Genomic DNA, 22,384 nt, shown 5'->3' with positions numbered 1-22,384 from the left:
CTAGCGCGACGGCCCCGGGTGCGCCAACGGCCGTTCCGGCACATGCAGTTTTGACATGAACCTGGCCGCCCCCGGACTGCGGCGCCGGGGCGTGGCCAGCGACACCAGCACCATGGTGATGAACGACGCCGGCACCGTCCAGGCCGCCGGCTGGGCCAGGACGTCCCGCCAGCCCGAATCCACCCCGACCCGGGCAGCCAGCATGATCGCAGCCCCGCACAGCACGCCGCCCACCACCATGCCGGCCACGGCGCCGGCGTCTGTGAGGCCGCGCCACCAGATGCCCAGCAGCAGCAGGGGGCACACGGTGGACGCGGTGAAGGCAAACACCAGCCCCACGGTGCCGGCCAGTGCCAGGGAGTCGGTGCCCAGCGCCACCACCAGGGGCACGACTGCGGCGCCCACGGCAGCGATCCGGAAACCGCGGACGCTGCCTCCCAGCAGGTCCTGGCTGATGACGCCCGCCAGGGAAACCACCAGCCCGGACGTGGTGGACAGGAACGCCGCAAAGGCGCCGGCCACCACCAGCGCCGTCAGCAGGCTCCCGCCCATTCCGCCCACCAGCGCGCCGGGCAGCAGCAGCACCGTCGCGTCGGGGGTGCCTTCCTTGGCCAGGCCCGGCAGGAAAACCCTGCCCAGCACGCCGAAAATGGTGGGGAACAGGTAAAAAATTGACAGCAGCCCGAGCACGATCAACGTGGTGCGCCGGGCTGCGGCGCCGTCGGGGTTGGTGTAAAACCTGACCAGCACGTGGGGCAGTCCCAGTGTGCCGAAGAGCAGCGCCACCAGCAGCGACAAGGTGGTGTACATGCTGCCGCTGCCCAGGGGATCGGACGGCGGGAAGAAGTCGGTGCCGGCCGGCAGGGGGCCTCCCGGAAGAGTACCGGCCGTTCCGGTCACCAGCAGCAGGATAAAAAATGCAGGCACCGCCAGGGCCGTCAGCTTGAGCCAAAACTGGAAGGCCTGGACAAAGGTGATGGAGCGCATCCCGCCCGTAATGACCGTCAGGCACACAATCACGACGACGGCCACGGCACCCACCCACGACGGCAGCCCCGTCGTCGTCCTGATGGTGAGGGCGGCGCCGTGCAGCTGCGGCACAATGTACAGCCAACCCACCATGACCACCAGGATGCTGGTGACGTGGCGTGCGCCCGTGGACCCGAGCCGGGCCTCGGCAAAGTCCGGAATCGTGTACGCGCCCGAACGCCGCAGCGGGGCCGCGACGAAAAAGAGCAGCATCAGGTAGCCGGCGGTGTAGCCGATGGGAAACCACAGGGCATCCAGGCCGGAGATCATGATGAGGCCGGCGATGCCGAGGAAGCTGGCCGCCGACAGGTACTCCCCGCCAATGGCCGACGCGTTCCACCACGGCCGCACGGTGCGGGAGGCCACATAGAAATCACTCGTGGTCCGTGAGACCCGGAGCCCGTAGATGCCGATCAGCGCGGTGATGACGGAAACGGCAATGACGGCGGTGAAGCCGACGGCGGGGTTCACTTTTCCTCCACCAGGTCGCGGTACTGGTTTTCGTTCTTGGTTGCGGCCCGCACGTACAGCCAGGCGCAGGCGCCAATGACGGGGTAGACGCCGGCGCCCAGCATGAGCCACGGGGCGGGAATGCCCAGGATCCGCCAGGCCGAAAAGCCCGGGACCCACCGCAGCACCATGGTGCCGATGAACAGGGCCGCCATGAAGCCGAAGGCCACCACCAGCGACAGCCGCAGCTGGGAGCGGATCAGGGACCGCACCATCACCTCACCCACGGCGGACTGTTCGGCCACTTCCTGCGACACGCTGGTCAGTTCCGGAAGGTGGCGGGCCTGGCTGCCGGGGGCCACCACGCGCACGCGCCCTGCGGCGGGAGGGGCGGCAGGGGGCACCGGCTGGGACTCGGGGACGCCGTCGTCGTTCATGGGGACGGCCGCACCCGGGTGGCCTGCAGGCGTTCGCGCAGGGCCGGGAGGTGGCGGCGGCTCACCGGGAGGTCGGCATTGGAGACGGAAACCGTGGGCTTGGCGGAGCTCAGCTTCAAGGCCGTGACGAAGGGCATGCAGACCAGGTAGGACCTGTGAATCCGCAGGAAGCCGGACCCGGACCAGCGGCGTTCCAAGTCGGCCAGCGGCACCCGGACCAGGTAGCTGGCCTCGGCCGTGTGGAGGCGGGCGTAGTCGCCCTGGGCCTGGACAAAGCGGACCTCGTCCAGGCGGATGACCCGGCTCACCCCGCCCTGGTCCACCGTGATCAGCTCCACGGCGGCAGCGGCTGCCGGGGTCGCCACAAGTTCCGCGACGCGCCCCACCGTCTTGGCCAGCCGCTCCGGACGGACCGGTTTGAGGAGATAGTCGACGGCGGCGAGGTCGAAGGCTTCCAGGGCCAGCTCGTCATCGGCCGTGACAAACACGACGACGGGCGGGCTGGCGGACCGGTTGATGGCCTGGGCCAGCTCGAGGCCGGACAGTCCGGGCATGTGGATGTCGAGGAAGACGGCGTCAACGGCTTCCGTCGACAACACCGCCAGGGCCCCTGCGCCGCCGGACGCCCGGTGGATGGTGCCAATGCGCGGGTCCCGGCCCAGGAGGTAGGCCAGTTCCTCGACGGCAGGCAGCTCGTCGTCGGCAACAAGGACAGTGATCATGGGCCTAAGCCTAGCGGCCGAGGGGCCCCACGCGAGCTTGCGAGCGGTGGGGAGGGCGCGAAGGCGCTAGTCCCCACGCCCTCCCAAGCGGGAGGCGCTGGCGCGCCTGCCGCTTGGGTCCCTCGGGCGCGTGGCCCCAGCCGAGGGGCACCCTCAGGCATCGTGGCCGGGCTGGTTCTTGGGCACTGTCATGGTGATCAGCATGCCCCGGCCCTCGGCGGTGTCGATGGTCAGCCCGTGCTGGTCGCCGTAGACCTGCCGGAGCCGGGCGTCCACGTTGCGCAGCCCCACGTGGGTGCCGTCGCGCTGCCCGGCCAGGAGCAGGCGGAGCTGCTCGGGGTCCATGCCGACGCCGTCGTCCTCCACCGTCACCTCCGTATAGGCGCCCAGGTCCCGGGCCGACAGCTGTACCAGCCCGCGGCCCACCTTGGCCTCCAGGCCGTGCCGCACAGCGTTTTCCACCAGCGGCTGCAGGCTCAGGAACGGGATCACGGTGCTGAGGACCTCGGGGGCGATTTGGAGGTTGATCTGCAGCCTGTCCCCAAAACGGGCGCTCTCCAGCAGCAGGTACCTGTCAATGCAGCGCAGTTCCTCGGCCAGGGTGGTGAAGTCGCCGTGCCGGCGGAAGGAATACCGGGTGAAATCGGCAAATTCCAGCACCAGTTCGCGGGCGCGCTGCGGGTCGGTGTTGATGAAGGAGGCGATCGCGTTGAGCGAGTTGTAGATGAAGTGCGGGCTGATCTGGGCGCGCAGGGCACGCACCTCCGCTTCCGCCAGGGCTGTGCGCGAGGCACTGAGTTCCGTCAGTTCCAGCTGGGCGGACACCCACCCGGCCACCTCATTGGTGGCCCTGACCAGCCCGGCGCTGGGCGCCTTGCTGAGTATGATCACGGTGCCCACGGCACGCGAGTTGACCTTGATGGGGCAGATCACCGCCGCCTTGAGGTCCGAATCGGCTTCCGGCAGGCCCAGCGACTCCCGGAGCGTGGAGTCCAGCACGGCCACCTGGGTGCGGCCGCTGCCGAGGGCCCGGGCAGCCAGCCCCATGACCGCCGTCGAATCCGGTTCCTTGGCGGCCGGCCCGGCGCCGTCCCAGGCCAGCAGCTGGCAGTCGTCCGTCATGGCGAAGGAGGCGCAGTTCAGAAGGGCGCGCAACTGCCTGCTCGCCTTGAGCGCACCCACCGGCTCGAGTCCGTTGCGCAGCTGGGCCCCGGCAGCTGCCGCCGAATGCAGGGCCCGAAACGTGGCGCGCTCGGCGTCGGTGCCCAGCTCGCGGTGTGATTGCGAGAGCCGGAATCCCACGGCGGCCACAATGGCCAGGGCGGCCACCACCACGCCGATGGCGGTAATGAGCAGGAGCGTGGAGTCACTCAGGGCGGGGAAGGGCATGGACAAACCCTATCGCCAGGGGCTGCGGATGCCGTTCGGCGCAGCGCCCATGCCGTTCAGCGCGGGACACCTGCCAGCCGGGGAAATTGTGAGCCACGGCACCCCATAGTGAAAGGGATCACATCTCGCAAGGAGGAATGATGGGTAATCCTGCCCAAGCAAGCCAAGAAGATCCAACGGTGGATTTTGTCGAAGTCCAGAATTCGGAGGAGTTCCAGGACCTTCGCAAGACGCACCGCAACTTTGTTTTCCCGGTGGCCGTCGGCTTCCTGCTCTGGTACTTCGCATACGTCCTGCTGGCCGCCTATGCACACGACTTCATGTCCATCAAGGTATGGGGGTCCATCAACATCGGACTGGTCATGGGCCTGCTGCAGTTCGTCACCACCTTCGGCATCACCACCTGGTATGTCACGTATGCCAACAACAAGCTCGACCCGAAGGCCGCCAAGATCCGGACCCGCCTCGAGTCGCAGATCCTTGCCGCCCAGACCACCAAGGAAGAGGTATAACCGGTGAACCTGTCCTCTGCACTCACCGCCCTGGCCCCCATGAAGTCACTGGGGGAGCAAACCAAGGACACGTCCTGGGTCAACATCCTGATCTTTATCCTCTTCGTGGGTGTCACCATGGTGGTGGTCTTCCGCGCCAGCCGCAACAACAAGACCGCCGCCGACTACTACGCGGCCGGGCGCTCCTTCTCGGGCGGGCAGAACGGCACCGCCATTGCCGGCGACTACCTCTCCGCCGCATCCTTCCTGGGCATCACCGGCGCCATCGCCATCAACGGCTACGACGGCTTCCTGTATTCGATCGGCTTCCTCGTGGCTTGGCTCGTGGCACTGCTGCTCGTGGCGGAACTGCTCCGCAACACCGGCAAGTTCACCATGGCGGACGTGCTCTCCTTCCGCCTCAAGCAGCGCCCGGTCCGCATCGCCGCGGCCACCACCACCCTGGTGGTCTGCTTCTTCTACCTGCTGGCCCAGATGGCCGGTGCCGGCGGGCTGGTCTCGCTGCTCCTTGGCCTGGACAACAACAACAAGACCGGCCAGGGCATCGTCATTGCCGTGGTTGGCGTGCTCATGATCGTGTACGTACTGATCGGCGGCATGAAGGGCACCACCTGGGTGCAGATCATCAAGGCCTGCCTGTTGGTGATTGGTGCAGCCATCATGACAATCATTGTGCTGGCCATGAACGGCTTCAACCTGACCACGCTCATGGATGCGGCCGTCCAGACCTCCATCAATGAAGGCGGCGCCGGCGCGGCCCTGCTGAACCCCGGCGCGGCCTACGGCAAGGCGCCGCTTGACTTCATTTCGCTGGCCCTGGCGCTAGTCCTCGGCACGGCGGCCCTGCCGCACGTGCTGATGCGCTTCTACACGGTGCCCACTGCCAAGGAGGCCCGCAAGTCCGTGGTGTGGGCCATCTGGCTCATCGGCATCTTCTACATCTTCACCCTGGTGCTCGGCTACGGTGCCGGCGCGCTGATCGGCAAGAAGGAAATCCTCGCGGCACCCGGAGGCGTGAACGCTGCGGCGCCACTGCTTGCCTTTGTCATCGGCGGGCCCATCCTGCTCGGCTTCATCTCAGCAGTCGCCTTCGCCACCATCCTGGCCGTGGTGGCCGGCCTGACCATCACCGCGGCGGCTTCCTTTGCCCACGACATCTACTCCAACGTCATTGTCAAGGGCGAGCCCAAGCCGGAAATGGAAGTCAAGGTGGCACGCCGCACGGTGGTCGTGATTGGCCTGGTTGCCATTGCGGGCGGCATTTTGGCCAATGGCCAGAACATCGCTTTCCTGGTGGCACTCGCCTTCGCCATTGCCGCGTCCGCGAACCTGCCCACCATCGTGTACTCGCTGTTCTGGAAGAAGTTCACCACCCAGGGCGCCCTGTGGAGCATGTACGGGGGCCTTGCCGCGGCCATCATCCTGATCACGTTCTCCCCGGTGGTTTCCGGCAGCCCGAAGGCCATGATTCCGGGAGCAAGCTTTGACTGGTTCCCGCTCGCCAACCCCGGCATCATCTCAATCCCGCTCGCGTTCTTCCTGGGCTGGCTGGGGACCGTGCTGGACAAGGGGACCGAGGATCCCCGCATCCAGGCTGAAATGGAAGTCCGTTCGTTGACCGGTGTTGGCGCCGAAAAGGCCGTCGAACACTGATCCGCCGCGAAAAGGCCCCGTTCCGCGTCGAAGCACGACGCCGGACGGGGCCTTTCGCCGTCGTCCGGCCTTGGGTGCCGTCCCCGGCAGGGAGCTGGTGGTGGGATTGCCGCGACCTTCAGGGCCGCAGGCGGCGTTCCAGCAGGGGAGTGAGGCGGAACGGGACCAGCTCGTTCATGGCCAGGGACGTTTCCGTGCGCTCCACGCCGTCGCATGCCAGGATTTTCCCGTTGATGCGGAAAAGATCCTCGGCTCCCGTGGACACCACGCGCACCAGCAGGTCCGCGCGCCCGCTGAGCCCGTGGGCTTCAAGCACTTCCGGGATCCCGGCCAGGGACACGGCCAGGGCGCCCAGTTTCTGCTGCTGCACGTGGACCGAAATGAAGGCCGTGAGGGGGTACCCCAGTGCGGCCGGGCTGATGCGGTGGTCGAAGGCCAAAAAGGCGTGCCGTTTCTCCAAGGAGGCCATCCGGGCCTGCACCGTGTTGCGGGACAGCCCCAGCTTGGCGGCCATGGCCACCACGGTTTGCCGGGGGTCCTCCACCATGGCCAGGAGGATGCGGGCGTCTGTTCCGTCCAAAGTATGCATAATGCGCAGATTAGCACGGTCAGTGGCGGCAATATAAGGCAGAATGATCAATATTCTTAGGACACATTGCGCCGTCTGCGTGCTGTGAGTAGTCTCACATCTAAGGGCGGCAATGACGCCATCCTGCCGCGCGCGGATAATCTTCGTCGCCGGCCGTTGAGCCTGCGTTTACCCGATGCACTGACTCATTGCCAGGGGGCCGAACCCGTGGCAATCACCAAGGAGGCGTTTCTGCCGTGCTGGATACATCATCCGACAGCGGGCCACAGCCCGGGATTCACCAAATTATTGCCGCCGACGGCACCCTTCATGCCGACGAGGTCCTTTCACCCTTCGTGGCAGACGTCAGTGACGAACAGCTGGTCCAGCTGTACCGGGACATGGTGGTGATCCGGCGCATCGACACGGAGGCCACCGCCCTCCAGCGCCAGGGGCAGCTTGCCCTGTGGCCGCCCATGCTGGGCCAGGAGGCCTCGCAGATCGGCTCCGTTCGGGCGCTGGAAGAGGACGACTTCATCTTCCCCACCTACCGTGAAAACGGCGTCGCCTACTGCCGCGGCGCAGACCTGGCCGGCATCATGAGTACCTGGCGCGGCACAGCCAACACCGGCTGGGACCCGCATGAATTCAACATGGCCACCCCGCAGATCATCATTGGCGCGCAAACGCTGCACGCCACCGGCTATGCCATGGGACTGACCATGGACGGCAAGGAATCCCTCTCCATCGCCTACCTCGGCGACGGCGCCACGAGCCAGGGCGACGTCCACGAATCCATGGTTTTTGCCGCCAGCTTCCAGGCGCCCGTCATCTTCTTCTGCCAGAACAACCACTGGGCCATCTCCGAGCCCGTGGGCCTGCAGGCTCACTCACCGATCGCCGGCCGGGCACCCGGCTACGGCATCCCCAGCCTGCGCGTGGACGGCAATGACGTGCTCGCCGTGCTGGCCGCAACCCGCTGGGCCGGCGCCCGCGCCCGCAGCGGCGGCGGCCCCAGCTTCATCGAGGCCGTCACCTACCGCATGGGCGCCCACACCACCGCCGACGACCCCACCCGCTACCGCGGCGTCACGGAACTGGAGGAATGGGGCGCCAAGGACCCCATCGCCCGGGTCCGCGCACTGCTGACCGCCCGCGGCAAGCTCGACGCCGGCCGTGAGGCTGAGATTGCCGGGCAGGCTGACGCCGTGGCCGCGGAGCTCCGCGCCGGTTGCATCAACCTCCCCGACCCGGACCCCATGGCACTCTTCGACAATGTCTACACCGGCGACCATGCCATCCTGGACCGCCAGCGCGACCACTTCGCGCGGTACCTGGCCGGCTTTGCCGCCACTGAATCTGCCACCACCACGCTGGAAGGAAGCCGGTCATGAGCAAGCTGACTCTCACACAGGCCATCAACGCCGGGCTGCGCAAGTCCATGGAGGACGATCCCAAGGTGGTGCTGCTCGGCGAGGACATCGGCACGCTGGGCGGCGTCTTCCGGGTCACCGACGGCCTCATGAAGGACTTCGGCTCGCACCGGGTCATTGACACGCCCCTGGCCGAATCGGCCATCATCGGCACGGCAGTCGGGCTGGCGTACCGCGGCTACCGCCCCGTCTGTGAAATCCAGTTTGACGGCTTCATCTACCCGGGCTTCGACCAAATCGTCTCGCAGGTGGCCAAGCTGCACGTGCGGACCCACGGCAAGGTCACCATGCCGCTGACCATCCGCGTCCCCTTCGGCGGCGGCATCGGCTCACCGGAACACCACTCCGAGTCGCCCGAAGCGTACTTTGTGCACACCTCCGGACTGCGGGTCATCAGCGCCTCCAACCCCCAGGACGCGTACACCATGCTGCGCCAGGCCATCGCGTGCGACGACCCGGTCCTGTTCTTCGAGCCCAAGCGCCGCTACCACAGCAAGGGCGAGGTGGACCTGGACGCCGACCTCTCACGAGCGCCCGCCATGGGTGCCGCCCGCGTGGTCTCTGCCGGTACGGACGCCACCCTGGTCGCCTACGGCCCGCTGGTCCCCACCGCCCTCGACGCCGCCAAGGCCGCGGCCGACGACGGCGTCAGCCTGGAGGTGATCGACCTGCGTTCGCTCTCACCCATTGACTACGCCCCCATCGTGGAGTCCGTGCGGCGGACAGGGCGCCTGGTGGTCACCCACGAGGCATCCGAAACGCTCGGCCTGGGTGCGGAAATCGTCGCCGCCGTCACCGAACGGTGCTTCAACTACCTCGAGGCTGCCCCCGTGCGGGTCACCGGCTTCGACATCCCGTACCCGCCATCCAAGCTCGAAAAGCACCACCTGCCCGACCTCGACAGGATCCTCGACGGCGTAGACCGTGTCCTGGGCCGCCCCAACTCCCTGAGCGGGCTGGAAGGATGACCACCATGATCGAAGAATTCCGGCTCCCGGATCTGGGTGAAGGGCTCACCGAATCGGAAATTGTCGCCTGGCATGTGGCCGTCGGCGACACGGTTGCCCTCAACCAGGTCATCGGCGAAGTTGAAACGGCAAAAGCCGTGGTGGAACTGCCGTCGCCGTTCGCCGGCACCGTTACCGCCATCACGCACGAGCCCGGGACAACCGTCGAGGTGGGCGAGGTCATCATCGCGTTTGAGGTCGAGGGTGCCGCCGGCGCCAGCGGTCCAGACGCCGAGGCGCCGCAAAAGAGGGTGCCCACGCTCGTCGGGTACGGGGCAGATCCGGAGTCGTCCTCGCGGCCCGCGCGCCGCGCCCGTGCATTTGCCGGCGCTCCGGCCACGACAACCACCACCACCGTGGCCGCAAGTGCGCCCGCCGGGCTGCCCGCCGTCCTGCCGGCCGTCCTGCCGGAAACCCCGCCTGCGCCGTCGGCAAGGGTGCAGGCCGACAGGCCGCGCTCCACGCCTCCCGTGCGGAAGCTGGCCCGTGACATGGGCATCAACCTGGAGTTGCTGGCTGGCTCGGGGGAGCGCGGCCTGATCACCCGCGGGGACGTCGTCGCCTTTGCCGGGGACCAGCCCCACGGTGCCGGGACACCGGTGGCGGTGCCGGCGTCGTCGGTCCTGCCGGCACGAACGGCGGGAGATGCTGCACGGGAAGTGCGCACGCCCATCAAGGGGGTCCGGAAGTTTACGGCCGCAGCCATGGTGCACAGCGCGTTTACGGCACCGCACGTGACAGAGTTCCTGACGGTCGATGTGACTGCCGGCATGGAATTTTTGGCCAGGCTGAGGGGGTCCCGGGCGTTTGCGGACGTCAAGCTCACGCCGCTGACCCTGGCCGCCAAGGCCGTGTGCATCGGCATTGCCCGCCAGCCCTCGCTCAACTCGCGGTGGGATGAGGCAGCGCAGGAAATCGTCACCATGAACTACGTGAACCTGGGCATTGCCGCCGCCACCCCGCGCGGGCTGATAGTGCCCAACATCAAGGACGCGCAGGCGCTGGGCATGCATGGGCTCGCCGAGGCCATCCGCGGGCTGTCCGCAACCGCCCGCTCGGGCAAGACGCCGCCGCAGGACCTGGCAGGGGGCACCTTCTCCATCACCAACATCGGGGTGTTCGGCATCGACGCGGGCACGCCCATCCTGAACCCCGGGGAGGCCGGAATCCTGGCCCTGGGGGCCGTGCGGAACACGCCGTGGGAGTACCAGGGAGGCATTGCGCTGCGCCAGGTGATGACCTTGAGCCTGTCCTTCGACCACCGCCTGGTGGACGGCGAACAGGGCTCCCGCTTCCTGGCCGACGTGGGTGCCGTCATGGCCGATCCGGCCATGGCCCTGGCACTCTCGTAGGGGTGCCGGGAATGGTGCCCCACTGCAACCTTGGGACTCTGGAATAGCTGCACGGACGGACGTATATTTGTAGTGACCCCCACTTTGGGAGCCACCTTGTAAGGAGGTTGGTATCGATGAAGAAGTGGAACCGCTGGCAAGATTACGTTGCTGTGGTGGCAGGCCTCTATGCTGCGTTGTCGACGATGTGGACAACCCAGCAGGCCAGTTCCATGGTCATGATGATCGGGTGCGGCGTCCTCTTGATTGCTGCAGGCGTCTGGAACCTCATGAGCCCCGGGACACCGGTCGCAGAATGGGTCCAAATGGTCCTTGGGGCCTTGCTGTTCATCTCCCCGTGGCTGGCCGGATACTCCGGACACATGGGCGCAGCATGGACCTCGTGGATCGCAGGCGCCGTTGCGCTGATCGCCGGAGTGCTGGCCGTTCAGCCCAGCATGCGCGAGCACACGGTTGGCCACGACAAGGGGCTGCCGGCCCACTAAGTTCCCTGCAACCATGGGCCGCCCCGTGAGGGGCAGCCGGCCCACGGCAACCGGCCCGCAATCAAGGTCGAAAACCCGCCCCGCGGGTTCCCGGCCCTTATTGCGGGCCGGTTGCGCTATTGCGGGCTTTTTCGTCCGCGGGGCTTCAGTGCGCGCTGCCCGCCAGCGCATTCAGTGCCAGTTGTTGCAGCACGGGGCGGGCAAAGGCTGCCCCCGCGCGCCGGCCGTGCACCTGGACGCTGTGCGGGGTGGAGTTGATCAGGCCAAATACGGCATGGGCCTGCAGCCGCCGCAGGGGGGTGTCCCTGTCGGGGTAGAGCCGGCCCAGCACGTCCACCCACAGCTCCACATAGCCCCGCTGCAGGGAGCGCACCTGGCGCTGGTCGCCCTCGCTGAGGCTGTCAAAGTCGCGGTCCTGCACGCGGATCACGTCGGGTTTGGTGAGGGCAAAGTCCACGTGGAAGGCGACCAGCTCGCGCAGCGCGCCGCCGTCGTCGAGCCCTTCGGCAAGGACGGCGCGTCCTCCGGCCAGCAGGTCCTCGCTCACACCCACCAGCAGCGCCCCCAGCAGTGCCTGCTTGCCGCTGAAGTGGCGGTACACGGCCGGCCCGCTCACCCCGGCGGCGGCGCCCAGGTCCTCGAGGGACACCCCGTTGAAGCCCCGCTGGGCAAACAGCGCCGCCGCGGAGTCCAGCAGCACCGTTCGCCGGTTGGCCTTTGCCTGGGTGCGGGTGGGGGCTGGTGACTCACTCATTGTGTTCCTTGTTCGGGGCTTTGCTGGACATCACAGAATTCACGGGATAACCTGAAACTCAGTTAGTGATTATTAACTTAGCATGATGATTCGGTTGACGTAAGGGCCCCCAAGGCGCCTGCCGCCGGGAAACGGATGGGGAGTCAATGGAGACTTTGCACAGCCGGCTGGACCCAGCCGGGGAAGCATTCGCGCGCAACGACGCCGCCCAGCGCACGCTCGTGGCGGAACTGCGCGAGCACCTGCGCACCACGGCGCTGGGCGGGCCGGCAAAATCACGTGAGCGCCACGTGGCCCGCGGAAAGCTGTTGCCCCGCGACCGCGTGGACAGCCTGCTCGACGACGGCAGCCCCTTCCTGGAGATCGCACCCCTGGCGGCAAACGGCATGTACGACGGCGCGTCCCCGGGCGCCGGGGTCATCGCCGGCATCGGGGTGGTCCGGGGCCGCCACGTGGTGGTGGTTTGCAACGACGCCACGGTCAAGGGCGGCACGTACTACCCGCTGACGGTCAAGAAGCACCTGCGGGCGCAGGAGATTGCGCTGGAAAACCGGCTGCCCTGCATCTACCTGGTGGATTCCGGCGGCGCCTTTTTGCCCAAGCAGGACGAGGTTTTCCCGGACAAGGAGCACTTTGGCCGGATCTTCTTCAACCAGGCCCAAATGTCCGCCCGCAAGATCCCGCAGATCGCCTCCGTCATGGGCTCCTGCACGGCCGGCGGCGCCTACGTGCCCGCCATGAGCGATGAAACCGTGATTGTGCGCAACCAGGGCACCATCTTCCTGGGCGGCCCGCCGCTGGTGAAGGCCGCCATCGGGGAGATTGTCACTGCCGAAGAACTGGGCGGCGGGGACGTCCACGCACGCATTTCGGGGGTGGTGGACCACCTGGCCGAAAATGACCAGCACGCGTTGCAGATAGTCCGCGACATCGTGGGCACCCTCCCGCCGGACCCGAAGCCCGCCTGGGACGTGGAGCCCGCCGAGGAACCGGTAGCGGATCCGGCGGAGCTGTACGGGGCAGTGCCCACGGACCTGAACACGCCCTACGACATCCGCGAGGTCATTGCCCGCCTTGTGGACGGCAGCCGCTTCCACGAATTCAAGAAGAACTACGGCACCACCCTCGTCACCGGTTTCGCCAGGCTGCACGGCCACCCCGTGGGCATTGTGGCCAACAACGGGGTGCTGTTCAGCGAATCCGCGCTCAAGGGCGCCCACTTCATCGAGCTGTGCGACCAGCGCGGGATACCGCTAATCTTCCTGCAAAACCTCAACGGCTTCATGGTGGGCAAGGACTACGAGCAGGGCGGCATTGCCAAGCACGGTGCCAAGATGGTCACCGCGGTGGCCACCGCCCGCGTGCCCAAGCTGACGGTCATTGTGGGCGGTTCCTTCGGCGCCGGCAACTACTCCATGTGCGGGCGCGCCTACAGCCCCCGGTTCCTGTGGATGTGGCCGGCCGCGCGCATCTCCGTCATGGGTGGCAACCAGGCCTCCTCCGTGTTGGCCACCGTCAAGCGCGACCAGCACGAGCGCCGCGGCGAGGAATGGTCCGTCGAGGCCGAGGAAGCGTTCAAGGCCCCCATCAAGGCCCAGTACGAAGACCAGGGCAGCCCCTACTATTCCAGCGCCAGGCTCTGGGACGACGGCGTGATCGACCCCGCGGACACCCGCACCGTGCTGGGCCTTGCCCTGGACGTCTGCGCCCGGACCCCTTTGCCGGACACCTCCTTCGGCCTCTTCAGAATGTGAGCCACCCGTGAAACCCTTGTTTGACACCGTCCTGGTGGCCAACCGCGGTGAAATCGCCTGCCGCGTGATCCGCACCCTGCGCACGCTCGGCATCCGTTCCGTGGCCGTCTATTCAGAGGCCGACGCCGGCGCCCGCCACGTGCGCGAGGCAGACGAAGCGCTGTGCATCGGTCCCGCCGCCGCGTCCGAAAGCTACCTCAACATTGCCGCCGTCGTGCAGGCCTGCCGCGCATCCGGCGCACAGGCCGTCCACCCCGGTTACGGCTTCCTGTCCGAAAACCTGGCCTTTGCCCAGGCCCTCGCGGACGCGGGGATCACGTTCATCGGCCCCAACGTCGAGGCGCTGAACGTCATGGGGGACAAGATCCGCTCCAAGAACCATGTGGCGGCCGCCGGCGTGCCCGTGGTCCCGGGCATCTCCGAACCGGGCCTGACTGACGCTGAGCTGATCGCCGCCGCGGCCGGCATTGGCTACCCGCTGCTCATCAAGCCGTCCGCGGGCGGGGGCGGCAAGGGCATGCACGCCGTGTTTGCCGCGGCGGAACTGCCAGCCACCCTGGCCACCGCGCGGCGCGTGGCCGCCAGCTCTTTCGGCGACGACACCCTGTTCCTGGAGCGGCTGGTCTCCACCCCGCGGCACATTGAGGTGCAGATCCTCGGGGACAGCTACGGCAATGTCATCCACCTCGGTGAACGTGAATGCTCACTGCAGCGCCGCCACCAAAAGGTGATTGAAGAGGCGCCCTCGCCCCTGCTGTCCGGCCTGGCCGACGGCGAAGCCGTCCGCGCGCGCATCGGGGCCGCCGCGTGCGCCGCGGCCGCCAGCGTCAACTACACGGGTGCCGGGACGGTGGAGTTCCTCGTCTCGGACGACCGGCCGGACGAGTTCTTCTTCATGGAGATGAACACCCGGCTGCAGGTGGAGCACCCCGTCACCGAAATGGTGGTCCGCGCCAACGGTGAAGCCCTCGACCTGGTGGAATGGCAGGTGCGCATCGCCGCGGGGGAGAAGCTCGACTTTGCCCAGCCAGACGTCACCCTGGAGGGGCACGCCGTCGAGGCCCGCGTGTATGCCGAAAGCCCGGCCGAGGGATTCCTGCCAGCCACCGGAACCGTGGTGGCACTCGATGAATCGGTGGGCGCCCGGCCCGGCGTGCGGGTCGACAGCTCGCTCCTGGCCGGACTGGAAGTGTCCGCCAACTACGACCCCATGCTGGCCAAGGTCATCGCCTGGGGGGCAGACCGGACCCAGGCATTGGACCGACTCGACGCCGCCCTCGCCGACTACGTGGTCCTGGGCATCCCCACCAACGTCGAATACCTCCGCCTCCTCCTGGCCGACCCCGACGTCCGGGCCGGCCGGCTCGACACGAACCTGATTGAACGCAAGCTGCCGGACATGGAGTTCCGCACCGTCGCCGCCGCCGAGTACGCCGCTGCCGCGCTGGTCGTGCGTGCGGACCGGCATTCCTTCGGCGGCTATCCGACGCGTCGGCCGCAGGCGGCCTTTGGCGTCTCCTTTACGCCGCCTACAGGAACACCGGCTCCGCCCGCGAACGGATCGGCGGAGGAGCCGGTGTTCCCGGAGGGCGCGTCAGGGAGACCGAGGCCGCCCGCGGTCGATTGGTCGGAAAGCGCCCGAGGGAACACCGGCTCCGCCGCCTCAAGTCCGCAGCCGCCCGCATCTCCGTGGGCGCGCACGGACGGATGGCGGCTGGGCGATCCGGCATCGTGGCGGTCTTCGTGGGCCGCACCCGGGCGCACCGGGGTGGTGACGGTCAGCGGACCGCAGGGTGACAGCGGCGCGGAAGGAACCGGCGTCGTGCATGTCGCCGGGCTGGGCCAGACGGCCCAGGACGTGTCCGGCTCGTTTGGCGGCTACAGCGTGGGCGTGGCCGGGGACACCGTGTTCCTAGGCAGCGGCGGCTGGAGTGTGGGGCTGCAGCAGCTCGACCGGGATGCCGCAACGGCGCGGATGCTGGCCGGGCTTGAGCGCGCGGACGCCGCGGTGGATCCGCAGCTGCGCAGCCCCATGCCGGGCACCGTCACCGTGGTCAACGCCAAAACGGGGGACCGGGCCGAGGCCGGGACGGTGCTGCTGGCCGTGGAGGCCATGAAGATGGAGCACCAGATTGTGGCGCCCATGGCCGGGACGGTGCACATAGGCGTGGCAGTCGGCGCGCTGGTCAAGGCCGACCAGATTGTGGCCACTATTGTCCCGGACGCGCCGGCAGACGACAATTCAACAACAAGCCCTGAAGGGGAATGACCGTGCCAAACTTCGAGCTCAACGACGAATACCAGGACCTGAGCGACACCGTCAGGGACTTTGCCGACAACGTGGTGGCCCCCGTGTCCGCCAAACACGACGAGGAACACAGCTTCCCCTACGAGGTGGTGGCCCAGATGGGCGAGCTGGGCCTCTTCGGGCTGCCGTTCCCGGAGGAATACGGCGGAATGGGCGGGGACTACTTCGCCCTGGCTCTGGCCCTGGAGCAGCTGGGCCGGGTGGACCAGTCCGTCGCCATCACACTGGAGGCCGGCGTCTCCCTGGGCGCCATGCCCGTCTACCGTTTTGGCACGGAAGCCCAAAAGCAGCAATGGCTGCCGTCGCTGGCCGCCGGAACCTCGCTGGCCGGCTTTGGCCTGACCGAGCCCGACGCCGGTTCGGACGCCGGGGGGACCACCACCAAGGCGCGGCTTGAGAACGGCGAGTGGATCATTGACGGCCACAAGCAGTTCATCACCAACTCCGGCACGGACATCACCAAGTTCGTCACCATGACGGCGGTCACCGGCACCTCCCAGCGGGCCAACGGCTCCATCAAGAAGGAAATCACCACCATCCTGGTCCCCAACGGCACCCCGGGGTTCACGGTGGAAAAGCCCTACAACAAGGTGGGCTGGAATGCCTCCGACACCCACCCCCTGACCATGGTGGACGTCCATGTGCCGGAGGAAAACCTGATCGGAGTCAGGGGCCGTGGCTATGCGAACTTCCTCTCCATCCTGGACGAGGGCCGCATCGCCATTGCCGCGCTCGCCACCGGCACGGCGCAGGGCTGCGTGGACGAGGCCGTGCGCTACGCCAAGGAGCGCACCGCCTTCGGCCACAACATCGGCCATTACCAGGGCGTCTCCTTCAAGATCGCCCGCATGCAGACCCGCGCCCACACCGCCCGCCTTGCGTACTACGACGCCGCCGCCCGCATGCTGGCAGGCAAGCCGTTCAAGACGGAGGCCGCGATTGCCAAGATGGTGGCCAGTGAGGCAGCCATGGACAATGCCCGCGACGCCACCCAGGTGTTCGGCGGCTACGGCTTCATCAACGAATTCCCCGTGGCCCGACACTACCGGGATTCAAAGATCCTGGAGGTGGGGGAGGGGACCACGGAGGTCCAGCTGATGCTGATAGCCCGCGAACTTGGCCTGTAGGTCCCCGATGGCCGAAGCTGTTCAGACCCGGACACAATGAAAGGTACTAGCGATGATTAACAAAGTGGTTGCTTCCGCTGCCGCCGCCGTCCATGACATCCACAATGGCGCGTCCCTGGCGGTGGGCGGGTTTGGGCTGTGCGGCATACCCGTGGCCTTGATCCAAGCCCTGCACGACGCCGGCACACATGAACTGGAAACCATCTCCAACAATTGCGGCGTGGACGACTGGGGGCTGGGCGTGCTGCTCACCGACGGCCGGATCCGCCGCACCATCTCCTCCTACGTGGGTGAAAACAAGGAATTTGCCCGCCAGTTCCTTGCCGGCGAACTTGAGGTGGAACTGACCCCTCAGGGCACCCTCGCCGAGAAGCTGCGGGCCGGCGGCGCCGGGATCCCTGCCTTCTACACCGCGGCCGGCGTGGGCACCCAGGTCTCCGAGGGCGGCCTGCCCCGCAAGTACGATGGCGCCGGCGGTGTCGCGATCGCGTCCGAACCCAAGGAGGTGCGTACCTTCGGCGGGGCTGACTTTGTCCTGGAGGAATCCCTCACCCCCGATTTCGCGCTGGTCCACGCCTGGAAGGGCGACCGCCACGGCAACCTTGTCTTCCACGCCACCGCCATGAACTTCAACCCCTTGTGCGCCATGGCCGGGAAAATCACCATCGCCGAAGTGGAGGAACTGGTGGAACCGGGGGAGCTTGACCCGGAACATGTCCACGTCCCCGGCATCTTCGTCCAGCGCGTGGTCCACATCCCGGCAGGCACGCCCGGCAGCGAGAAGCGCATTGAAAAGCGCACAGTCACGGTGGTTGAGACTGTCGAAACCAAGGAGGCATGACCATGGCACTTTCGCGCAATGAACTGGCTGCACGGGTGGCGCAGGAACTGCACAACGGGCAGTACGTGAACCTGGGCATCGGCATGCCCACCTTGATCCCGAACTTCATCCCCGATGGCGTGGAAGTGGTGCTGCACTCGGAGAACGGAATCCTCGGCACCGGCCCCTACCCGCTTGACGAGGACGTGGACCCGGACCTGATCAACGCAGGGAAGGAAACCGTCACGGTCAACAAGGGGGCGGCTTTCTTTGACTCTGCCACCTCCTTTGGCATGGTGCGCGGCGGCCATGTGGACGTTGCCGTGCTCGGTGCTATGCAGGTGGCCCAAAACGGCGACCTCGCCAACTGGATGATCCCCGGCAAGATGGTCAAGGGCATGGGCGGCGCCATGGACCTGGTCTTTGGCGCCAAGAAGCTGATCGTCATGATGGATCACACGGACAAGGCCGGAAACCCCAAGATCCTGGAAAGCTGCACACTGCCGCTGACCGGCAAGGGTTGCGTGGACCTGATCGTCACCGACCTGGCCGTCATCGAGGTCACCCCGGACGGCCTGGTCCTGAAGGAACTCGCGCCGGGTGTCACGGTGGAGGAGATCGTGGCCGCCACGGGCGCCCCGCTCAACCTCGAGATGCACGACCTGGACGCCGTATGAGCGGCGCCAGGGTGGTCACGCAAAGGGGGCTCTATTACGAGGAGCTGGAGACCGGCGTCGTGTATGAACACAAGCCGGGGAGGACCATGACGGAAACGGACAACGTCCTGTTCACCACCATGACGATGAACACCCAGGCGCTTCACCTGGACGCAGCCTGGAGTGCCACGCAGCCGTTTGGGCAGCGGCTGGTCAACTCCATGTTTACGCTGGCCACCATGGTGGGGCAGTCGGTGGCGCAGCTGACCCAAGGCACCATTGTGGCGCAGCTGGGCATGACGGACATCTCTTTCCCCCACCCCCTGTTCCACGGCGACACGCTGTACACGGAAACCGTGGTGACGGAGAAGCGCCTCTCCGCCTCGCGCCCCGGGCAGGGTATTGTCACCATGGAACACACGGGACGGAACCAGGACGGCGTGGTGGTGGGCAGGGCCAGCCGCACCGCTCTGTTCTGGCTCAAGCCCGCCCAGTAGCGCCGGACCCCGCTGCCGGCAGCACGCCGCCACCCGCCACCCGAAGGAGACCGCCATCAACGTCCCGACCACTGCCCTCGCCATGGGGCCGGCCCTGCTGTTCGCCCCCGCGGACCGGCCGGAACGCTTCGCCAAGGCCGCCGAGCGTTCCGACGCCGTCATCCTGGACCTGGAGGACGCCGTCGCCCCGGAGGCCAAGGCGCAGGCACGTGAGAACATGCTCCGCTGCACGCTGGACCCGGCAACCACCATGGTGCGGATCAACGCCTTGGACACCCGTGATTCACATTTGGACCTTGCCGCCGTCGAACGGAGCAATTTCCGCACCATCATGGTGGCCAAGGCGTCGGACGTCGACGTCATTGCCTCGCTCACGGATTTCAACGTGGTGGCGCTGTGTGAAACCGCGGCGGGCATCCTCGCCGCGCCGCGCCTGGCCCAATTGCGCAATGTGGTGGGCCTGATGTGGGGCGCCGAGGACCTCGTTGCATCCCTGGGCGGCACCTCCAGCCGTTTCGGCAGCGGGCCAAGAGCCGGGAGCTACCGTGCGGTGGCGACCCATGCGCGCTCGCAGCTGCTGTTGGCGGCCGGCGCGGCGGGCAAGCTGGCCATCGATTCCATTTACGCCGATTTCAAGGATTTGGCGGGCTTGGCGGAAGAGGCGGAGGACGCCGTCGCCAGCGGCTTTGGCGCCAAGGCAAGCATTCACCCATCGCAGGTGGCCGTGATCAGGGAGGCATACCGTCCCTCCCCGGAAGCCGTCGAGGCTGCCCGGGAGCTGCTGGCTGCCGCGGACGCTGCCGGAACGGGCGTTTTCGCGTTCAACGGTCAGATGGTGGACGGGCCCATCCTGAAGCACGCAAGGGAAACCCTCCGCCGCGCCACCCCCTGATTCAGACGCTCCCTCACGTTTTGCGGTGTTCCTTGGTGACGCTCCTTCACCTTTTGCGGTCTTTCTGGTGATGCTCCCTCACGTTTTGCGGTGTCAACCAAGATAACCCCGGGCTGCAATGCCAGCCTGTGGATAACTTCTGCGGCAAGTCTGTTTCTGGGCCATCATGAGAACATGGAGACCAACGACGAACTCCCCGGGACCACTGCCCCTTTTACCCTTGACGAGGCACGGGCTGCCGGGCTCACGCCGGCACAATTGAGAGGCAAGTCCTTCGCTAATGTCAGCCACGGACTCTTCCGCCCGGCGGAATGGGACTTTGACTTGCTGGAAGCTGCCCGGGCACTCTGTGCGGCCACCCCGGGGGCTTGGATTTCACATTCCACAGCAGCCCGACTGCAAGGCCTCATCCTGCCTCCGTGGTTGGCAGAATCAGACGAACTGCACCTGTCCAAGCCCAGACGATTGCCTGAGGTCCGAAGGAAGGGCATCACCGGTCACACTGTGGTTGCATTTCCTGATGAAGTGGAAAATGCCGGTCAGCTGCGGATCAGCACAAGGGCCCGCACCTGGCTTGACCTCACCCGAACATTGCCATTGAGGGACCTGATCTGCATCGGTGATCAGCTCGTCAGGATCCCGCGGCCGGAGTTCGAAGACCGCAGTGAGCCATTTGCCACCCTCGCCTCCCTCCGGGAAATGGTTCAGCGGCACGGCAACTTGCAGGGAGTCGTTCGGGCCAGGGAAGCGCTCGAACTAATGCGTGTGGGCGCAGATTCCGGCCCGGAAACCCTCTTGCGCCTGGCCATGCTCGACGGCGGCCTGCCGGAGCCGGACTTGCAGCTCAAGCTCTGGAACAGCCCAACGGCACCATCGGCCGACGCCGGATACCGTGCCAGGCGGATTGCGCTGCAATACGACGGGGCCCACCACTTGGACGCCTTGCAGCGGCACAGCGACCGGCGCCGGGACAAGGCATTCGAAGCTGCCGGCTGGACAGTACTTACATTCACCAACGAAGATTTGGCGGACGGATTCGACCAAGCCGTGCGCAAGATCAAGCAGGCGCTCAGGAGTGCGTGGATCGACCCCACAATCGCCTCCGGGTTCGCGTCCGGGACTTGACCGTGCCGCGGAAAAACAGGACGCCCCCAGAACGTCGAGGGAGCGTCGGGCGGAGGGCCGCGAATCCTGAGGGAGCGTCCTGCACAATCCCGCGAATCCTGAGGGAGCGTCGGGCGGAGGGCCGCGAAAAGTGAGGGAGCGTCCTGTTGGTGGTTAGGCGGCGGCCATGGCCTCTTCACGAACGGACTGCAGGGCGCGGGTCCACGGCACCAGCTGGTCGAGCATGGGAGCCAGGGACGCGGCCTGCAGCTCGGTTGGCTTGAAGGTGGAGAAGTTCTCAAAGTCGGTGAACAGGGAGAACATGCCAGTCTTCTGAACATGGGCCACCTGAAGCTCCGACAAGATGCCGCGCAGGTGCTCGACGGCGCGGACGCCAAACGCCGAACCGTAGCCTACAAGCCCGGCAGCCTTGTTGTTGAACTCCACGTTGAGGTAGGAGATGGCGTTGGCGAGGGCGGGCTGGACCGAGTGGTTGTATTCGCCGGTGACGAAAATGTAGCCGTCGAACTCGGCAATCTTGGCAGCCCAGGCCTTGGTGTGGTCATTCTGGTAGTTCTGGAAACCGGCGGGGTAGGCCTCGTCCAATACGGGGAGCTTGAAGTCCGCGATGTCGACCAGTTCGTAGTCGGCATCGCCGCGGAGCTGGGCCTGGGCCAGCACCCACTCCGCAACGCCCTTGTTGATGCGTCCGGGGCGGGTGGAACCGGTGATGATGGCAATCTTCGTCATGGTGCTCTCCTGTACATCCCTGTGACCGTCCCAAAATTGGATGACGTGTCAACTAAAATTTGCTGTCTCCATCATGGACCGCAATAATTGACATGTCAACAACGTGAAGAAAATGTGAGGTGGATCATGTCGGGGCCCTGTGAAGGCGATGCTGAGCCGTGTGAACCCAGGTGGCTCTCCATCGAGGAACAGCACCTGTGGCTGGAGCTGCGCGAATTCGCCTCGGGGCTGCCGCGCGCCATCGACCGGCAGCTCAGCCAGGATTCCGGCGTCTCCGGCGTGGAATATGCCGTGCTTGCCGCGGTGTCCGAAGCGCCCCCCGACGGAGTCCGGTCCGGAGACCTGGCAGCTTTGCTGGAATGGGAAAAGTCGCGCGTTTCACACCTGCTGCGACGGATGGAATGCAAGGGCCTGGTGACCCGCTGTGCCGCCAGCGACGATGGGCGCGGCCAGGACATCTCCCTCACGGGTGCGGGCTGGGACACCGTCCGCGCCGCGGCACCGGGACATGTGACCCTGGTCCGTGAGGCCATTTTCGACCCCCTCACGCCCGAGGAATTGGCACAGCTGCGGGTCTCCCTGCAAAAGATCCGCACCGCAGCCGTAGAGAAAGGCCTCTGGTAGTTTCCAGCGAGGGAGTGCTTGGGTAGGCCCCCGCCTGCGAGGGGCCCCGGGCCGAGGAACG

The 22,384-nt window shown here is 66.8% G+C and carries 22 protein-coding genes; 15 read left to right on the top strand and 7 right to left on the bottom strand.

Annotated features, from left to right (window positions below; translation table 11 throughout):
• The 4 genes from G6N77_RS00640 to G6N77_RS00625 all read right to left on the bottom strand — a co-directional run bounded on the left by G6N77_RS00640 (nt 1) and on the right by G6N77_RS00625 (nt 4,012).
• Complete coding sequence (locus G6N77_RS00640; RefSeq protein ID WP_165180066.1) at nt 1-1,500, bottom strand: sodium/solute symporter; 1,500 nt, start codon at nt 1,498-1,500, stop codon at nt 1-3.
• Entirely contained in the window at nt 1,497-1,916 is a 420-nt protein-coding gene (locus G6N77_RS00635; protein ID WP_240901560.1) for a hypothetical protein, read from the bottom strand. Before G6N77_RS00635 ends, G6N77_RS00640 begins: the two co-directional genes overlap by 4 nt.
• Nucleotides 1,913-2,638, bottom strand: a complete 726-nt coding sequence (locus G6N77_RS00630; protein WP_165180065.1) for a LytR/AlgR family response regulator transcription factor — start codon at nt 2,636-2,638, stop codon at nt 1,913-1,915. Before G6N77_RS00630 ends, G6N77_RS00635 begins: the two co-directional genes overlap by 4 nt.
• A 153-nt stretch (nt 2,639-2,791) precedes the next feature.
• Nucleotides 2,792-4,012, bottom strand: coding sequence for a sensor histidine kinase (locus tag G6N77_RS00625; RefSeq protein ID WP_370875277.1), 1,221 nt, complete (start codon nt 4,010-4,012; stop codon nt 2,792-2,794).
• A 155-nt stretch (nt 4,013-4,167) separates the two neighbouring features.
• On the opposite strand from G6N77_RS00625, the gene G6N77_RS00620 reads away from it, so the two are divergent.
• Both G6N77_RS00620 and G6N77_RS00615 read left to right on the top strand, forming a co-directional pair.
• The gene (locus G6N77_RS00620) at nt 4,168-4,539 is read left to right on the top strand and encodes a DUF485 domain-containing protein (protein WP_165180213.1); all 372 of its coding nucleotides are present in this window, start codon (nt 4,168-4,170) and stop codon (nt 4,537-4,539) included.
• 39 nt (nt 4,540-4,578) lie between these two features.
• Nucleotides 4,579-6,192 (top strand): solute symporter family protein, encoded by a 1,614-nt coding sequence (locus G6N77_RS00615; protein WP_165180212.1) that lies wholly within the window; start codon nt 4,579-4,581, stop codon nt 6,190-6,192.
• A 118-nt stretch (nt 6,193-6,310) separates the two neighbouring features.
• On the opposite strand, the gene G6N77_RS00610 is transcribed toward G6N77_RS00615, so the two are convergent.
• A complete protein-coding gene (locus tag G6N77_RS00610) occupies nt 6,311-6,781 on the bottom strand; it encodes an Lrp/AsnC family transcriptional regulator (RefSeq protein WP_165180063.1) in 471 nt (156 codons plus the stop codon).
• Between the two features lie 236 nt (nt 6,782-7,017).
• Here G6N77_RS00610 and pdhA point away from each other — a divergent pair, with 236 nt between their 5' ends.
• The 4 genes from pdhA (at nt 7,018) to G6N77_RS00590 (ending at nt 11,037) form a co-directional block, all read left to right on the top strand.
• The gene (gene pdhA, locus G6N77_RS00605; RefSeq protein ID WP_165180062.1) at nt 7,018-8,154 is read left to right on the top strand and encodes a pyruvate dehydrogenase (acetyl-transferring) E1 component subunit alpha; all 1,137 of its coding nucleotides are present in this window, start codon (nt 7,018-7,020) and stop codon (nt 8,152-8,154) included.
• Complete coding sequence (locus G6N77_RS00600) at nt 8,151-9,161, top strand: alpha-ketoacid dehydrogenase subunit beta (protein ID WP_165180061.1); 1,011 nt, start codon at nt 8,151-8,153, stop codon at nt 9,159-9,161. The genes pdhA and G6N77_RS00600 overlap by 4 nt, the downstream gene beginning before the upstream one ends.
• 5 nt (nt 9,162-9,166) lie before the next feature.
• Nucleotides 9,167-10,552: a dihydrolipoamide acetyltransferase family protein gene (locus G6N77_RS00595; protein WP_165180060.1), complete on the top strand. Its 1,386-nt coding sequence runs from the start codon at nt 9,167-9,169 to the stop codon at nt 10,550-10,552.
• A gap of 116 nt (nt 10,553-10,668) precedes the next feature.
• Nucleotides 10,669-11,037 (top strand): SPW repeat protein, encoded by a 369-nt coding sequence (locus G6N77_RS00590; protein ID WP_165180059.1) that lies wholly within the window; start codon nt 10,669-10,671, stop codon nt 11,035-11,037.
• 145 nt (nt 11,038-11,182) lie between these two features.
• Here G6N77_RS00590 and G6N77_RS00585 read toward each other — a convergent pair whose 3' ends face one another.
• Nucleotides 11,183-11,791 (bottom strand): SACE_7040 family transcriptional regulator, encoded by a 609-nt coding sequence (locus G6N77_RS00585; RefSeq protein WP_165180058.1) that lies wholly within the window; start codon nt 11,789-11,791, stop codon nt 11,183-11,185.
• Between the two features lie 146 nt (nt 11,792-11,937).
• Between G6N77_RS00585 and G6N77_RS00580 the strand changes: the two genes are divergently transcribed.
• The 8 genes from G6N77_RS00580 to G6N77_RS20245 all read left to right on the top strand — a co-directional run bounded on the left by G6N77_RS00580 (nt 11,938) and on the right by G6N77_RS20245 (nt 20,970).
• Nucleotides 11,938-13,545, top strand: coding sequence for a carboxyl transferase domain-containing protein (locus tag G6N77_RS00580; protein WP_165180057.1), 1,608 nt, complete (start codon nt 11,938-11,940; stop codon nt 13,543-13,545).
• 7 nt (nt 13,546-13,552) lie between these two features.
• The gene (locus G6N77_RS00575) at nt 13,553-15,814 is read left to right on the top strand and encodes an acetyl/propionyl/methylcrotonyl-CoA carboxylase subunit alpha (protein ID WP_165180056.1); all 2,262 of its coding nucleotides are present in this window, start codon (nt 13,553-13,555) and stop codon (nt 15,812-15,814) included.
• A 2-nt stretch (nt 15,815-15,816) separates the two neighbouring features.
• Nucleotides 15,817-16,980: an acyl-CoA dehydrogenase family protein gene (locus tag G6N77_RS00570; RefSeq protein WP_165180055.1), complete on the top strand. Its 1,164-nt coding sequence runs from the start codon at nt 15,817-15,819 to the stop codon at nt 16,978-16,980.
• 52 nt (nt 16,981-17,032) lie between these two features.
• Nucleotides 17,033-17,821, top strand: a complete 789-nt coding sequence (locus G6N77_RS00565) for a CoA transferase subunit A (RefSeq protein ID WP_165180054.1) — start codon at nt 17,033-17,035, stop codon at nt 17,819-17,821.
• A gap of 2 nt (nt 17,822-17,823) precedes the next feature.
• On the top strand, nt 17,824-18,477 hold the full coding sequence (locus tag G6N77_RS00560; protein ID WP_165180211.1) for a CoA transferase subunit B: 654 nt from the start codon (nt 17,824-17,826) through the stop codon (nt 18,475-18,477).
• Nucleotides 18,474-18,953 (top strand): MaoC family dehydratase, encoded by a 480-nt coding sequence (locus G6N77_RS00555; RefSeq protein WP_165180053.1) that lies wholly within the window; start codon nt 18,474-18,476, stop codon nt 18,951-18,953. Before G6N77_RS00560 ends, G6N77_RS00555 begins: the two co-directional genes overlap by 4 nt.
• A gap of 82 nt (nt 18,954-19,035) precedes the next feature.
• Nucleotides 19,036-19,845 carry an HpcH/HpaI aldolase/citrate lyase family protein gene (locus G6N77_RS00550; RefSeq protein ID WP_165180052.1) on the top strand — a complete coding sequence of 270 codons (810 nt, stop codon included), beginning with the start codon at nt 19,036-19,038 and terminating at the stop codon, nt 19,843-19,845.
• 759 nt (nt 19,846-20,604) lie between these two features.
• Complete coding sequence (locus G6N77_RS20245) at nt 20,605-20,970, top strand: endonuclease domain-containing protein (protein WP_306987464.1); 366 nt, start codon at nt 20,605-20,607, stop codon at nt 20,968-20,970.
• Nucleotides 20,971-21,123: 153 nt separating this feature from the next.
• Here the strand turns inward: G6N77_RS20245 and G6N77_RS00540 are convergent, their stop codons facing one another.
• On the bottom strand, nt 21,124-21,699 hold the full coding sequence (locus G6N77_RS00540; protein WP_165180050.1) for an NADPH-dependent FMN reductase: 576 nt from the start codon (nt 21,697-21,699) through the stop codon (nt 21,124-21,126).
• Nucleotides 21,700-21,825: 126 nt separating this feature from the next.
• Between G6N77_RS00540 and G6N77_RS00535 the strand changes: the two genes are divergently transcribed.
• On the top strand, nt 21,826-22,323 hold the full coding sequence (locus G6N77_RS00535; RefSeq protein WP_165180049.1) for a MarR family winged helix-turn-helix transcriptional regulator: 498 nt from the start codon (nt 21,826-21,828) through the stop codon (nt 22,321-22,323).
• Nucleotides 22,324-22,384 lie beyond the last annotated feature (61 nt).

The organism is Arthrobacter silviterrae, assembly GCF_011045165.1.
In the GTDB taxonomy this organism is placed as follows: Bacteria; Actinomycetota; Actinomycetes; order Actinomycetales; family Micrococcaceae; genus Specibacter; species Specibacter silviterrae.
This window is presented reverse-complemented; position numbering and strand designations above follow the sequence as displayed.